Here is a 14,964-nt window from a genome sequence, read left to right as displayed (position 1 = left end):
GTGAGACGGGTTATTGAAAAAATGGCTAGGTTGGCGTCGGTTACAATTGAAAATTCAAGGACTAAGGAGAACAAAACCTGGCTCTGTTTCATCAATTGTGTAAATTTCGTGAGCCATTAAATCCTACCATCAAATTTGATCATAAAATGAGCCATAGCTTCATTCCAGTTGGGGATAGGCATAGACCATTTTTTGGTAATATAATCAATTGTCAGATATAAAACCTTAAATACTGCGTCATCATTTGGAAAGATGCGTTTATTCTTAGTAACTTTTCTCAATTGGCTATTCAGCGATTCTATCGCATTTGTAGTGTAAATAATCTTACGAATCTCCTTTGGATATTGCAAGAAAATTATCAAATTATCCCAATTATTATACCAAGATTTAGCTATATACGGATATTGCTTACTCCATTTTTGATCAAATGACTCAAGAGCTAATTCTGCTTCTTTTTCAGTAGCAGAAGTATAGATTAGTTTCAAATCCGCGAGTCTTTTGCAATGATTGTGTAAATTTTTGTTGAGCCTATATTAGAAGTAATTAAAAATATAGGTAACAGAAATGCAAATAGAGAAGAATAAAAAAATAAATGAAGCAATAGATTTGCTGATAAAAGGCGGAGTAGATTTAAAAACAGTACTAAGTCAGAATGGATTAATCTCTCAGGGTTTAATTCCCCGAAGCTCTGCTTCGTGATATCATAAGAAACAACTAAAACTTTTTTAGATACCTCGTAGCTCTGCTGCGAGGAGCATCATTTAAGGAATTAACCAAGGGTATTTTAGAGCGAGCACTGCATGCTGAGATGTCAGAACATTTAGGTTATAGCAAGTATGATAGAGCTGAAACTGAGAATGCGAGGAATGGTAGTTTTAGTAAGAATCTGATTAGTGAGAATGGTACTATAGAGCTAAATGTTCCAAGAGACAGACAAGGTAAATTTGAACCTATAATAGTCTCAAAGAAACAAACAAGAATAGATGGCTTAGACCAAAAGATAATATCCTTATATGCGAAGGGTATGAGTGTGTCTGATATTAAAACACAATTGCAAGAATTATATGGAGCTGAGATCAGTGAGAGCCTAATCAGCAGGATTACAGATGAAGTAATAGATGAGGTCAAGATTTGGCAGAGTAGACCGCTTGAATCAGTATACCCTATAGTATATTTTGACTGTTTAGTAGTGAAAGTAAGACAAGATAAACTTATTATTAATAAATCAGTATATGTAGCTTTAGGAATAGATTTATCTGGCAGAAAGGATATTTTAGGCTTATGGATAAGTGAGAATGAAGGAGCTAAATTTTGGCTTGGTAATTTTACTGAGATGAAAAATAGAGGAGTAAAAGATATCTTAATTGCTTGTAGTGATAATCTAACTGGTATGTCTGATGCTATTGCATCAGTATACCCGAAAACTGAACATCAAATTTGTATTGTCCATCAGATCAGGAATAGCCTCAAATATGTATCATATAAAGATAGAAAGCAATTAGCAGCGGATTTGAAACTAATCTATACTTCTGCTACTGAAAAAGAAGCAGAATTAGCTCTTGAGTCATTTGATCAAAAATGGAGTAAGCAATATCCGCATATAGCTAAATCTTGGTATAATAATTGGGATAATTTGATAATTTTCTTGCAATATCCAAAGGAGATTCGTAAGATTATTTACACTACAAATGCGATAGAATCGCTGAATAGCCAATTGAGAAAAGTTACTAAGAATAAACGCATCTTTCCAAATGATGACGCAGTATTTAAGGTGTTATATCTGATAATTGATTATATTACCAAAAAATGGTCTATGCCTATCCCCAAATTGGAATGAAGCTATGGCTCATTTTATGATCAAATTTGATGGTAGAATTTTGACTAACGAATATTAGAATTACCCTCAACGAACATTAAAATTACCTATAAAAAAGAAGTAACTATGGACAGTAAAATCGAATAAAAATTTATTTTTAAATATTTAAATATTATTCGAGAATTACTGATGACATGTACAAATAACCAAGTAGGTATTTTAATGCAAAAGATCAAAAAATATAATCAGATAATTTCTGCTGCAAAAGCAGGTATGAGTGTAAAAACGGCACGTAAGTATTTACGTATTAATAAGTATCCAAGCGAATTACGCACAATACGTAAATATAGGACACGTAAGGATCCATTTGTGAAGCACTGGGATGAAATAGAATCAATGCTAGAATCAGCACCGGAGTTGCAAGCAACTACCATATTAGCATATTTGACAGAAAAGTATCATGGGAATTATAATGGGAAGCAATTACGCTGTTTGCAGAAAAGGTTGATAGTGGACTAATGGTATGGACCTCCTGATATAGAGAATGAAAAGCAGTTGCTAATCTTCTAGGGTTAATATTTAACATATTAAAACAACAATTAAGGAGGTCCATATGGAGGTTACTACAATTGGTATAGATATTGCAAAAAGAATTTTTCAAATTCATGGTGTAGATAAAAATGGCAAGACAGTATTAAAGAAAAAATTGATGAGAGATCAGGTTTTGACATTTATGGCTAATTTACCACAATGTTTAGTAGGGATGGAAGCTTGTGGTGGTTCTAGTTATTGGGCAAGAGAAATAACTAAATTAGGGCATGAAGTAAAACTAATGGCACCGCAATTTGTCAAACCATATGTTAAAACTAATAAAAATGATCAAGCAGATGCTGAAGCGATATGTGAAGCCGTGACAAGACCTAATATGAGATTTGTTGCAATTAAAACTATAGAGCAACAAGAAATTTTATCAATACATAGGGTAAGAGAGAGATTGGTAAAAAATCGTACAGCACTTGCTAATGAAATTAGGGGGCTACTACATGAGTTTGGTTTTATTGTTCCTCAAGGCATTAATAAGGTTATCACAAAATTAATTGAGATTTTAGATGCAGGGAAATTAAGCCAGTTAAGTTATCAAACATTTAGTGAACTAAAAGAAGAATTCTTAGATAATAACAGAAAAATAAAAGAGATAGAAAAACGATTAACAATGATAGCAAGTAACCTAACTCAATATCAACGATTAAGAGCTATACCTGGTCTTGGTTTAATTACTGCTACTGCTTTAATAGCATCAATAGGTAATGCTACAAGTTTTGAGAATGGCAGGCAATTATCGGCATGGCTAGGATTAGTGCCAAGACAACATTCAAGTGGTGGGAAGGATAAGCTGCTGGGAATTAGCAAGCGAGGTGATGTATACTTACGCACTTTATTAATTCAAGGGGCTAGAGCTGTACTAAATGCCAAGATAAGATTTACATCGGAAGAACAGAAATCTAAAAAAGATTTTAGCCAATTTACGAAATGGATGTTTAATTTATCTGAGCGAAGTGGCTTTGTTGCATAAATAAGCTTTTGAATATACTGCCCCTAACCCCGCAATGCTAGCCTAGCCAACAGGCACAGAGATAGGTTTACCAATTTCAAACATTTTGTTTAATAAGTGGCATTTAATAGACATTTCTTTTGTCATATTTTGATCATGTCTTGATAGAAACTTACTACCAAAAGAAGTTTTAAATCGAAAGAACGTGTTCTCTACACGCTCCCTTCTACCATAATTATTCTTTACCCTCCATGCTTGGTATCCTTTGTTTTGTTGATATATAACAGCTGCATCTCTCTCAGTTTTATCCCTAAGCGATTGAACTTTTACTGAAGAGTTTGGGGGTCTAATAACTGGTTTTATCTTCTTCTTTCTCAACAATTGATATGTAGATTCACCGTCATACCCTCGATCTCCCAGAAAATCCTTGGCTCTGACATTAGCTATTAGTAGTCCAATCTGTGATCTATCATCTATAGTATGCTCTGTGGTACTATCGGCAAGTATCATACCTTGATCTTCTATAACGATATGTAGCTTTTTCCATATGCGACGCTTATATTGCTTACCATGCTTATTTTCTAGCCATTCGTTCCCTGTGTAGGCTTGTATCCCTGTACTATCCATTGAAATACAACTAAATTCTTTATCTTGATTTCCATGTAAATACCTAAGATCTAATGACTTCATACGCTTACTTAATGTTGTATAGTCTGGACATCTAATAGATAAACCCGATATTTCAAAGAGCCAGTTTATAAAGCCTTGGGTTTGGCGTAACTTAAGACCGAATAAGCATCTGATCTTCAAACACTGTAATATAGCGTGATCACTATAGCGTCTAGGTCTTCCTCGTTTCATTTCCTCTCTGTAATCAGCATACCAGCCAATCGCCAAATCACTGGCAATCATAAAATCTATGCGACCCCTATTGCGTAAAAAATTATTATATTCTGACCAATTCGTTATTTTATATTTAGAATACTTGCGTGATTTACTAAAAGGGGCTTTCTTCCGAGATCTCATATAATCTGGATTATTTTTTAATTCAGGACATCTTACCAGATTATCACCACTCTTGCTCTACAAATTTTATTTATGCAACAAAGCCACTAATCCTAGCCATGCCGATAATTGCCTGCCATTCTCAAAACTTGTAGCATTACCTATTGATGCTATTAAAGCAGTAGCAGTAATTAAACCAAGACCAGGTATAGCTCTTAATCGTTGATATTGAGTTAGGTTACTTGCTATCATTGTTAATCGTTTTTCTATCTCTTTTATTTTTCTGTTATTATCTAAGAATTCTTCTTTTAGTTCACTAAATGTTTGATAACTTAACTGGCTTAATTTCCCTGCATCTAAAATCTCAATTAATTTTGTGATAACCTTATTAATGCCTTGAGGAACAATAAAACCAAACTCATGTAGTAGCCCCCTAATTTCATTAGCAAGTGCTGTACGATTTTTTACCAATCTCTCTCTTACCCTATGTATTGATAAAATTTCTTGTTGCTCTATAGTTTTAATTGCAACAAATCTCATATTAGGTCTTGTCACGGCTTCACATATCGCTTCAGCATCTGCTTGATCATTTTTATTAGTTTTAACATATGGTTTGACAAATTGCGGTGCCATTAGTTTTACTTCATGCCCTAATTTAGTTATTTCTCTTGCCCAATAACTAGAACCACCACAAGCTTCCATCCCTACTAAACATTGTGGTAAATTAGCCATAAATGTCAAAACCTGATCTCTCATCAATTTTTTCTTTAATACTGTCTTGCCATTTTTATCTACACCATGAATTTGAAAAATTCTTTTTGCAATATCTATACCAATTGTAGTAACCTCCATATGGACCTCCTTAATTGTTGTTTTAATATGTTAAATATTAACCCTAGAAGATTAGCAACTGCTTTTCATTCTCTATATCAGGAGGTCCATACCATTAGTCCATTATATCAGTAAATCTCTAGTCCTTTCCGATACTTTGCCTATCAATATTCTCTTCCTATATTTTGGTATCCATATAAGATGCACTTTTAAATCATACTGACTATGACTATTCTTTCTATAACTTCTCATATTTCTTGATATAAATTCATTGCTAAAGCAATTTTATTATATCTTCCCTTCGCCTAAAGGCGAGGGATTTTTGATCCCCGAAGGGGGACATTAAATTTTATAATTTTCAACTGTTACGTTATTTACCATGAAATTTTTTATTTATAATCCTTTATCAAACACAGCATTTTTAAATATAAAAGTAAGAATAATGCTATCAAAGAATTTATTATAATTAACGATATCCCTCATCTAAAATTATCTATAAAAGCACATGCACAACAAGGCAAAGCTAACGAAGAGATCATAAATTTTTTAGCAACAGAATGGCAGTTATTGCGGAGTAATTTAGAAATTACTAAAGGACATACTAACAGCTTAAAGACAATTTTAATAAAAAATATTGACGAAGAGTATTTAAATTTGATTATTAGTGCTTATATTAAGTAAGTAAAGTTTTGTTTTTAACGTCATTGCGAGGAGACGCCATTAGGCGTCGACGAAGCAATCTCAGGAGGTCTCATGAGATTGCCACGCTCCTTTCAGTCGCTCGCAATGACATTTTTAAATAACAAAACTAAAACAAGAATTTAAATTGGATTTAGTATGAAACAAGAAAAAAAGAAATTTGATGCCGAAGTTGGTAAGATTTTAAATTTAATGATTCACTCTCTTTATAGTAATAAAGAGATTTTTATGCGGGAGTTAATTTCTAATGCCTCTGATGCTTGTGATAAGCTGCGTTATTTATCTCAAAGCAACGCTGAATTAGTAGCCGGTGACTCTAACTTTAAGATTACTGTTAAAGTTGATAAAAATAACGGACAAGTTATCATACGTGATAACGGAATCGGTATGAATAAAGAGGATTTAATCGAGAATTTAGGCACTATTGCAAGATCGGGTACGGCAAATTTCCTTAAGAATCTCTCAGGTGATTCTAAAAAAGATAATATGCTAATTGGTCAGTTTGGCGTTGGCTTTTACTCAAGCTTTATGGTAGCTGATAAGGTCACTATAACTTCAAGAAAAGCTGGCGAAGACAAAGTATATGTTTGGGAATCGGAAGGCGAAGGCGAATATATTGTCTCAAGCTCAGATAGAGAGTTTAGCAGAGGAACGGAAATTACTTTGCACATTAAAAAAGAAGAGGATACATTTCTTGATCATTTCAGATTAAAGCATATAGTTAAAAGCTATTCCGATCATATAGCCGTACCGATATATTTCTTTGATGAGGGGGATAATAACGAAATACAACTAAATTCTGCCTCAGCTTTATGGACAAGATCAAAATCCGAAATCACTGAAGAGCAATATAAAGAATTCTATAAAAGCTTATCTTATGCGGTAGATGATCCTTGGATTACCATGCATAATAAAAATGAGGGAGCTATAGAGTTTACAAATCTGCTATTTATCCCATCAAGCAAAACTTATGATTTATTCCATCCTGATCGCAAAAGACGAGTGAAATTATATATTAAGAGAGTATTTATTTCTGATGAGAATATTGATTTAATCCCCTCATATTTAAGGTTCTTACGTGGTGTGGTTGATTCAGAAGATTTACCGCTGAATATTAGCCGTGAATCATTGCAACATAATAATGTGCTTGAGAAAATCAAGAACGCTATAACTAAAAGAGTATTAGGTGAGTTGAAGAAAAAGAAAGAAGATTCGCCTGATGAGTATAATAATTTTTGGACTAATTTTGGCGGAGCTTTAAAGGAAGGGTTATGTGAAGCTACAACCGATCACGAAAAATTATTAGAAGTATGTATATTTAGAAGTGCCTTGCATAATAAAATGATTAGCCTTGATGAATATATAAAAGGCTTTAAAGAGGGGCAGAATACTATATATTATTTAAGTGGTGATAATCCTGATAAGCTGCTTTCAAGCCCGCAAATAGAGGGGTTATTAAGTAAAAATATCGATGTGTTATTATTTACCGATACTGTTGATGATTTTTGGGTAAATGTTAATAGCGAATATAAAGGACATGCGATTAAATCGGCTACAAGAAGCGATATTGATGTAGATCAAGCTACTTCATCATCTGAGGAAAAAGATAAAGATGAGAAAAAATCTGATGATGAATATAAATCATTAACTGATTATTTTAAAGAGGTTTTAGGGAGTTTAGTTAAGGATGTTAAAATATCTAAAAAACTGACTTCAAGCCCTGCTTGTCTTGCCGTAGGTGAAGCCGCTATGGATATTCGTATGGAACGTTTCTTAATTGAACAAAAACAAATAGCAAATGCTTCTGCTAAAAATCTAGAGTTAAACCCTAAAAATAAAATCATAGAAAAAATCTTTAACGATTTAAAAGCAAATAATAAAAATAATGAAGAGCTAGTTAAGTTAATATTTGATCAAGCTTGTATTTTAGAGGGTGAACCGGTAGCAGATACAGGGGCTTTTTCAAAAAGACTTAATGATATTGTACAAAAAGCTATATTATAGCTTTAAAATTATTTAGTTTTAATATAGAATGGTTGCATATGTCATCCCCGCGTAGGCGGGGATCCAGCATAAAGCGAGATAGCCTAAGCTTTTAATTTTAGAAACTTATTGTATTCATATTTATTATTACTGGATCCCCGCCTACGCGGGGATGACATTTTAAATGTCAATTTTTCAAACAAGATAATAGGTTTAATGTCTTATTACGATACTATATTTAGCAATCATATAGATAAAATTAAAAGCGAGGGAAGATATCGCGAGTTTAAAGCTTTAAAAAGACAAGCCGATAATTTTCCTTTCGCTATGTGCGATGATAAACAAATAGTCATGTGGTGTATTAATGACTATTTAGATATGAGCAAGCATCCAAAAGTAGTACAGGCTTCCATAGATGCATTGCTAAAATATGGCGTTGGTTCAGGCGGAACAAGAAATATCGGCGGTAACAATGTAGCTATTCTTGAACTTGAGCAGGAGCTAGCAAGTTTGCATAACAAAGAAGCTTCTTTAGTTTTCACCTCCGGCTTTGTGGCGAATGATACAACACTTGCAACTCTTGCCAAAATCATGCCTAATCTTGTCTTTTTTTCTGATGAGCTAAATCATGCATCGATCATTGCCGGCATTACCGGTTCTAAAGCCGAAAAGCGTATATACAGACATTTAGACGTTAAGCATTTAGAAGAGCTGCTCCAATCAGTTGATGTTAATAGACCGAAAATAATTGTTTTTGAGTCTGCTTATTCTATGGACGGCTTCTTTTCTCCTGTTAAAGATATAATCAATTTAGCTAAAAAATATAATGCTTTAACCTTTATTGATGAAGTCCATACAGTAGGTTTATATGGCAAAACCGGTGCTGGTATTGCTGAGCTTCTTGATTGTAGCGATGAAATCGACATTATCCAAGGCACGCTTGCCAAAGCATATGGCACTATTGGCGGTTATATCACCGCAAACCATAGCCTAATTGATGCTATCAGATTATCAGCGTCCGGCTTTATTTTTACCACCTCATTGCCGCCGGTAATTTCTACTGCTGCAACGCATAGTATTAGGCATTTAAAAGAATCTAATCAAGAACGAAAAACGCATCAGCAGGTGGTTAGCAAGCTTAAAAGCTCTTTTGACCGCTTTAACATCCCTTATCTTAAAAATGAAAGCCATATAGTGCCGATAATTATTGGGGATCCTATTAAGGCTGCTAAAGCTTCTAATATGCTGCTTAATGAGTATAGCATTTACGTTCAACATATCAATTTTCCAACTGTTCCAAGAGGCACTGAACGCCTCCGAATTATCCCAACTCCTGCACATACCGACGAAATGATAAATGCTTTATCTATCGCTTTAGTGCAGATATTTGCTGCATTAAATATAGAATTATCTTCTACACAAGAGTTAAATGATGAGATATATTTAAACCTTATTGCTTGATCGGCGTGGCGTAATCAGTGATAACTTGGAAAATGCCTTGTATGTCATTCCTGCTTAAGGCTTGCTTGCGTAGATCGATTTTTCCGTCATTGCGAGGAAATTACGAAGTAATTGACGAAGCAATCCAGCTAAAAAATGCTAATTTATAGCATTTTTTATTATTTTTTCTAGATTGCTACGCTCCTTGCAGTCGCTCGCAATGACGACTCTCGATCCACGCAAGCAAGCCTTAAGCGGGAATGAGATAAGAATTATCCAACAATGCCTTTTACTCTTCATTTATTAGAATTATAATATGCATAAAGATGAGTTAATTTTGAGATATATAGCTAACACGGAAAGGTTTTTACCATAGTTTTTGTATTTACTCACATATTCACCAGATCTAAATCCTATTAAACATTGCTGGACTAACTTTAAAAACTGTTTACGTAAAATTATTGATCAATGCCTAAGTTTTTCCTAATCTGTGGTAGAAACATTTCCGTGTTAGCTATAGCGGGTTTGTTAGGTTTCATACAGTATGCAATTAGGGCGGATAAGATATGTACAAAGGCATTCTAAATTGATCTATGTCTTGTATGTTCGATCTCGAAAGCACCCTTCAGCACACTAAATACTGTTTCGATAATTGAGCGTTTGCGTAATAATATTTTTTCAAATAATGGCATAAGTTTATTCTTCATTTTCTTCTTTATGCCAGTTACTAACTTGATTCCTTTGCTGTATAGATCATCAAAGAGCTCCTGTTTGATATAACCCTTATCGCCAAACAATAATCCCGTGATATGTTTGGTGATTATCGAAACCGGCGCTCTATCATCTACATTACCAGGCGTTAGTTTTAGACCTTGAATCTCACCTTTTTCGTTAATAACCAAATGTAATTTTAGACCAAAAAACCAACTTTTTGTTGTTTTACCCAAAGCAGCAATACCGGCAAAGACTTTATTACGAGAGATTCTTTTTCGATGACAAACCTCTAAAGATGTGGCGTCAATATAAGAAACTCCCGTAGATTGAGCTGCCTGCATATACCATTCAAGTAATAAAACTAAATAACTCAGAACTCTTGGTTTTAGAGCTATAAAACGAGTATATGATGGAAGAGTTACAAAGTCTGATTTATATAATTGTAGGAGTCTTTTGCAATGATTGTGTAAATTTTTGTTGAGCCTATATTAGAAGTCATTAAAAATATAGGTAACAGAAATGCAAATAGAGAAGAATAAAAAAATAAATGAAGCAATAGATTTGCTGATAAAAGGCGGAGTAGATTTAAAAACAGTACTAAGTCAGAATGGAATGATGCTCCTCGCAGCAGAGCTACGAGGTATCTAAAAAAGTTTTAGTTGTTTCTTATGATATCACGAAGCAGAGCTTCGGGGAATTAAACCCTGAGAGATTAATTTATTTTACTAAATGTAAGATATAATCTTGTATCTTAGTATTGTCTTTAGTAAACAACTATAAGATACTTAAGGGCACTTAAGTAAGAAGACTAATATGCCGTATTAAATCTTAGGGCTATGTAACCCTGTAGTTGAGATCAAACAATTAGTCTTCACATACTCATTAAAGATCGGACGGTATTCTTAGGTCTTGAAATTAATCAATGAACCTGTATTTACAAGGTTGATCTTTGGGTATTCTACTTATTATTAACATAGAAGGTCAAATATGAGTAGCATTATTTTGGGTATAGATATTTCTAAAGCAACATTTGACGTAGCTTTATTAAATGATAATAAAATCAAAACCAAAAAGTTTAATAATACTGCAAAAGGCTTTGCTGCACTAAAACAATGGTTAGAAAAAAAGGGAATAGATACTGCTCACGCTTGTATGGAATCAACAGGTGGTTACGAAGTTAGGTTAGCTCAATATCTTTATGATAATACATTTAAAGTTAGTGTCGTAAATCCAGCTCGCATCAAGGGCTTTGCAATGAGCAAGCTTTCAAGAGTTAAAACTGACAAATCTGATTGTGAATTGATAGCTTCTTTTTGCAAGGCTATGCAACCTGATCTTTGGCAACCAACCCCTATACATATTAAAGAATTACAACAATGGGTAAGACGCTTGGATAGTTTGATTGCTAATAAAAATCAAGAAAATAATAGATTGAGCGGAGCAAGTAAAGCAGTTGCCATTAACATTATGATTCATATTGAATTTCTGGATAAGCAAATTAAGGAAGTAGAAGAACTTATCTCTAATCATATTAAAGGACACAAAGACTTACATGATAAAAGTAAACTTCTTGATTCAATCCCTGGTATAGGAGAAAAAACAATAGGAGTGATACTTGCTTTTCTTGTTGTAGAAAATTTTAATTCTGCAAAACAACTAGCTGCGTTTGTTGGTCTTAACCCAAAGCCAAAACAATCAGGCACTTCTGTCCATGGAATAGGAAAAATATCAAAAACAGGAGATGCTAATTTACGTAAAGCTTTTTATATGCCTGCCATAGTTGCTATAAAACATAATCCGATTATTAAGGATTTTAGTCAACGTTTGAGCAATGTTGGAAAATCTAAAATGGTTATAGTGATTGCTGCTATGCGTAAGTTGCTTCACATAATTTATGGTGTTCTTAATAACAAAACATCTTTTAGTGCAAATATAAAAACCCTGTAAAATAAAATTGAGGTAAAATAATGAAAAAGTTGTTGACACTCAAGACGGTATCTCAACTATTACACTTATAAAGCATTTCAACAAAAACAGTTAAAGCTTTTTGGATAGATACCTCGTAGCTCTGCTGCGAGGAGCATCATTTCTGTAACTGCTTTGATACTTTATGTGGGTCATCCTCTGAAATAGAAGATATTAATCCTTGCTCTATCTTATTATAATCCATAATTACCTTGATTATCTCTAATTTAACTAACTAAAATCCGTATGCAAATAATAAATCAAGACTTACGCTATGTTATTATAAATAAGCTTAAAACCCTTGATGTAAAGGTACGTTTTTATAGTGCATCACTTCATAAGATCCCTGAATGCATGGGAATTATGCGAAACATAGCGTAAGTCTTGAAATATTACTACACTCGCCATATAAAAGCTTAACATAATTATTTACAAAACACAATAATCAACTAGCAGATATTATCATCACCTATTAAATTCGCCGTATCATCATCACTGAAATATGCTTCATCTAAAGCACTATAATTGTTATGAAACCACTGATTTTGCAATACATCCATCTCTTTTGTGGGCATGTTATCCTTATGAGCTCCTATCTCCTTAAAATGATTATATATATCATCACTATTTAAGCTATTTGCTTCCTTACCGGCAATATAGGCTGTTTTAAAGATTTCCTTTGTTATCTGCTTTACTAAGTGCTGCTCTTCTAATCTCTCCTTAGTATAATGTATTCCCCCATTTACCCAAAAGTTTTGAATAGATGCAATAAATGGTACATTTTCGCATACATAGTTTTTAAACCTAGTAAATAAACTCTCCTCTTCTTGTATGATTAAAGCATTATCTTCTTTCCACTGCTCTAATATATTATGTGTTATCTCACATAACTCCTCTTCATTAGTACCATCAAGTCCTTGTAATATCTTCTTCGAGATACCTTGATCCATCTTCTTTAAAAGCATAAGGGGGATATTTATCATCTCCTTAACCGCTACTATTTCACATGATAATATTTTGATTGCATTTGATACAGCAACTAATGGTACTGATAATACCTTTAATACTGTACTTAAAGCACTATACCTATATTCATGCGAAGTTAAACTATATATATCGCTATATTTCTTATGATCACCTATACTACAACTATTTAACGTCCTTATATTTAAATCAATTTTATTCTCTATATACTGAGTTGTATAATTACTATAATCTGTCATGGTTTTTCTTATTCTCTCCTATAAATATTAAATATATAATTAATGCAAAAGTAGAGGTTTTAAGCCTCTACACCTATATCAATATGATGGGATAATTCTGATCCTCTACCATCACATACAACTTCAGTAGTATATTCTTTGGTAGCATTTAATGATACTTCAGATTTAAATTCATCTTGGTTAGTAAACATATTACTAAAAACTTGCAAAAACTTATTCTGAAATATATTAAATTCTCCTATGCTACTGTCCTTAAATTCACCATCAGCAATTACAGGAAGTGGCTTAGATAAAGCTATAACTTGATCATTGTTAAGGTTTTGTAAAAATGCTTCTACCATTTCACTTTCTTTGGGACTTAAGCTTGCAAGTGCCCTTTCGATAGTAGATACCTGCTGATCATTTAGATTGGCTCCTAATTTTTGTGCCAATTCTTCAGATATTATTACTTTGTCAATGTTATTATTTACAACGAACATATCGTCTCTAACATACTCAGCATCACCCTTGATATTTTGTTCTTGATTATAATTATGAAGCAAATTGTCACATAACTTCTGTAATTGCTGATCATGCTCCTTTATATACTGACGCCCCACTTCCTCTAAAGCAGCTATATTTTTTACTTTTGCATTATCTAAACTGGATGTTTCTTTAGTAATTGGTAGCTTTACCTCCATAAACTCATCTGTACCCGGTAAATCACTCCTGACCGCAGAACTAGCATTCTCTTCGCTTGCGTGCATTAATCTATCTATTAGCTTGCCCTTAGACATCCAACCTATTGCTCCATCATTATTTGGCGTCTCAAACAGTTTCAATACTCCATCACACACCATTACTACTGGATTAACATGCTTTAAAAACTTCCAAACTCCATTACTTGTTAAACCTTCATTTGACTTATCACTTACAGGTATTGCTTCATGAAAATTAAGTGCATCATTAAAGTTCACTGAACACACCATAGTTTTATCTAATATTTCTTTTTGCTGCTCACGGTTATTATTGCCTTTTAATATCTTTAATGCCTCATATGCCGGACGGTTAGCAGCTAACCCTCCATCTGCATAGGCATATAATGCTTCTTTTGATACAGATGTACCTGCAATAGCACTTGCATTCGTTACCGCCTTAAAATATGTAGGTGCTGCTGTAGTTGCAAGCAGCACATCCTTAAGACTTGGATCACTATGTCCGCTTGTCCCAAATAGATTATGGCTGTCAAATACTTCTACTTCCCGCTCATCTGTATTTAAATTTGTCACCGGTATCATTAAGCGTGATGTAGCTTCACTTAAACGCATGCCTCCTAAATGATCATCTAATATTTTCTCTAATGGCTTTTGACTGTATTTATGTGTAAATACTTGCTTCACTCCGCTTAATAACTCATCTGGAAATATTTGCGGGGCCGCTGCCTTAAATATCTCAAGTGCTTCTTTTGCACTATATTTTGACTCACTACTGCCTGGTTCTTTTGGAATAGTTAGCAATCCTGCAATAAGTCCGCCAACGCTAGTGCCTGTTATTATTGGAAATAACTCCGTTATAGATTTACCGGTACGCTCCTCTATCTCAGCGAGTACCACTAACTCCGCTATCCCTTTTACCCCTCCTCCTGATAATGATAATATCCGATTACTCTTCACAATCTCAGGATCTATATTTGATGTTATATTTTGTTCTTTATTGCTCATTGTTTCTCTCATTAATTTTATTGATTATTAAATAAT

The 14,964-nt window shown here is 33.5% G+C and carries 9 protein-coding genes and 7 pseudogenes; 9 read left to right on the top strand and 7 right to left on the bottom strand.

Annotation, left to right across the window (positions count from 1 at the left end; all coding sequences use genetic code 11):
• Positions 1-116: 116 nt before the first annotated feature.
• Positions 117-491: pseudogene (locus tag AAHI98_RS04635) on the bottom strand (transposase); the annotation flags it as partial.
• 73 nt (positions 492-564) lie between these two features.
• On the opposite strand from AAHI98_RS04635, the gene AAHI98_RS04630 reads away from it, so the two are divergent.
• From AAHI98_RS04630 to AAHI98_RS04615, 4 genes and pseudogenes are all read left to right on the top strand, one after another.
• On the top strand, positions 565-699 hold the full coding sequence (locus AAHI98_RS04630) for a hypothetical protein (RefSeq protein ID WP_342224747.1): 135 nt from the start codon (positions 565-567) through the stop codon (positions 697-699).
• Positions 700-763: 64 nt separating this feature from the next.
• A pseudogene (locus AAHI98_RS04625) lies at positions 764-1,895 on the top strand (IS256 family transposase); the annotation flags it as partial.
• A 110-nt stretch (positions 1,896-2,005) separates the two neighbouring features.
• A complete protein-coding gene (locus AAHI98_RS04620; protein WP_342224746.1) occupies positions 2,006-2,335 on the top strand; it encodes a hypothetical protein in 330 nt (109 codons plus the stop codon).
• 94 nt (positions 2,336-2,429) lie between these two features.
• A pseudogene (locus AAHI98_RS04615) lies at positions 2,430-3,281 on the top strand (IS110 family RNA-guided transposase); the annotation flags it as partial.
• Between the two features lie 150 nt (positions 3,282-3,431).
• On the opposite strand, the gene AAHI98_RS04610 reads toward AAHI98_RS04615, so the two are convergent.
• From AAHI98_RS04610 to AAHI98_RS04600, 3 genes and pseudogenes are all read right to left on the bottom strand, one after another.
• Positions 3,432-4,394 carry an IS5 family transposase gene (locus tag AAHI98_RS04610; RefSeq protein WP_342224734.1) on the bottom strand — a complete coding sequence of 321 codons (963 nt, stop codon included), beginning with the start codon at positions 4,392-4,394 and terminating at the stop codon, positions 3,432-3,434.
• A gap of 72 nt (positions 4,395-4,466) precedes the next feature.
• Positions 4,467-5,225 (bottom strand): annotated as a pseudogene (locus tag AAHI98_RS04605) (IS110 family RNA-guided transposase); the annotation flags it as partial.
• Between the two features lie 108 nt (positions 5,226-5,333).
• Positions 5,334-5,456: pseudogene (locus AAHI98_RS04600) on the bottom strand (transposase); the annotation flags it as partial.
• A gap of 127 nt (positions 5,457-5,583) precedes the next feature.
• On the opposite strand from AAHI98_RS04600, the pseudogene AAHI98_RS04595 reads away from it, so the two are divergent.
• From AAHI98_RS04595 to hemA, 3 genes and pseudogenes are all read left to right on the top strand, one after another.
• Positions 5,584-5,885: pseudogene (locus AAHI98_RS04595) on the top strand (A1G_07140 family DUF167 domain protein).
• Between the two features lie 156 nt (positions 5,886-6,041).
• Positions 6,042-7,907 carry a molecular chaperone HtpG gene (htpG, locus tag AAHI98_RS04590; RefSeq protein WP_342225170.1) on the top strand — a complete coding sequence of 622 codons (1,866 nt, stop codon included), beginning with the start codon at positions 6,042-6,044 and terminating at the stop codon, positions 7,905-7,907.
• Between the two features lie 195 nt (positions 7,908-8,102).
• On the top strand, positions 8,103-9,347 hold the full coding sequence (gene hemA, locus AAHI98_RS04585; RefSeq protein WP_342225372.1) for a 5-aminolevulinate synthase: 1,245 nt from the start codon (positions 8,103-8,105) through the stop codon (positions 9,345-9,347).
• 437 nt (positions 9,348-9,784) lie between these two features.
• Here hemA and AAHI98_RS04580 read toward each other — a convergent pair.
• A pseudogene (locus tag AAHI98_RS04580) lies at positions 9,785-10,486 on the bottom strand (IS982 family transposase); the annotation flags it as partial.
• A 73-nt stretch (positions 10,487-10,559) separates the two neighbouring features.
• On the opposite strand from AAHI98_RS04580, the gene AAHI98_RS04575 reads away from it, so the two are divergent.
• Together AAHI98_RS04575 and AAHI98_RS04570 are read left to right on the top strand one after the other, a co-directional pair.
• A complete protein-coding gene (locus AAHI98_RS04575; protein ID WP_342225169.1) occupies positions 10,560-10,688 on the top strand; it encodes a hypothetical protein in 129 nt (42 codons plus the stop codon).
• 339 nt (positions 10,689-11,027) lie between these two features.
• Complete coding sequence (locus tag AAHI98_RS04570) at positions 11,028-11,987, top strand: transposase (protein WP_342224639.1); 960 nt, start codon at positions 11,028-11,030, stop codon at positions 11,985-11,987.
• A 467-nt stretch (positions 11,988-12,454) separates the two neighbouring features.
• On the opposite strand, the gene AAHI98_RS04565 is transcribed toward AAHI98_RS04570, so the two are convergent.
• Positions 12,455-13,228, bottom strand: coding sequence for a hypothetical protein (locus AAHI98_RS04565; protein ID WP_342225168.1), 774 nt, complete (start codon positions 13,226-13,228; stop codon positions 12,455-12,457).
• A 59-nt stretch (positions 13,229-13,287) separates the two neighbouring features.
• Positions 13,288-14,940: a patatin-like phospholipase family protein gene (locus AAHI98_RS04560; RefSeq protein WP_342225167.1), complete on the bottom strand. Its 1,653-nt coding sequence runs from the start codon at positions 14,938-14,940 to the stop codon at positions 13,288-13,290.
• Between the last annotated feature and the right edge of the window lie 24 nt (positions 14,941-14,964).

Origin of the sequence: Rickettsia endosymbiont of Urophora cardui, from assembly GCF_964030725.1 — a bacterium.
GTDB lineage: Bacteria > Pseudomonadota > Alphaproteobacteria > Rickettsiales > Rickettsiaceae > Rickettsia.
Note: the sequence above shows the minus strand (reverse complement) of the source record. Positions and strands in the feature narration are given on the sequence as shown.

Excerpts from the sequence above, each read along its gene's own strand:
- AAHI98_RS04610 (WP_342224734.1), bottom strand. The coding sequence starts at position 4,394 with ATGAGATCTCGGAAGAAAGCCCCTTTTAGTAAATCACGCAAGTATTCT.
- AAHI98_RS04630 (WP_342224747.1), top strand. The coding sequence starts at position 565 with ATGCAAATAGAGAAGAATAAAAAAATAAATGAAGCAATAGATTTGCTG.
- AAHI98_RS04560 (WP_342225167.1), bottom strand. The coding sequence starts at position 14,940 with ATGAGAGAAACAATGAGCAATAAAGAACAAAATATAACATCAAATATA.
- AAHI98_RS04565 (WP_342225168.1), bottom strand. The coding sequence starts at position 13,228 with ATGACAGATTATAGTAATTATACAACTCAGTATATAGAGAATAAAATT.
- AAHI98_RS04620 (WP_342224746.1), top strand. The coding sequence starts at position 2,006 with ATGACATGTACAAATAACCAAGTAGGTATTTTAATGCAAAAGATCAAA.
- AAHI98_RS04575 (WP_342225169.1), top strand. The coding sequence starts at position 10,560 with ATGCAAATAGAGAAGAATAAAAAAATAAATGAAGCAATAGATTTGCTG.
- AAHI98_RS04570 (WP_342224639.1), top strand. The coding sequence starts at position 11,028 with ATGAGTAGCATTATTTTGGGTATAGATATTTCTAAAGCAACATTTGAC.
- htpG (WP_342225170.1), top strand. The coding sequence starts at position 6,042 with ATGAAACAAGAAAAAAAGAAATTTGATGCCGAAGTTGGTAAGATTTTA.
- hemA (WP_342225372.1), top strand. The coding sequence starts at position 8,103 with ATGTCTTATTACGATACTATATTTAGCAATCATATAGATAAAATTAAA.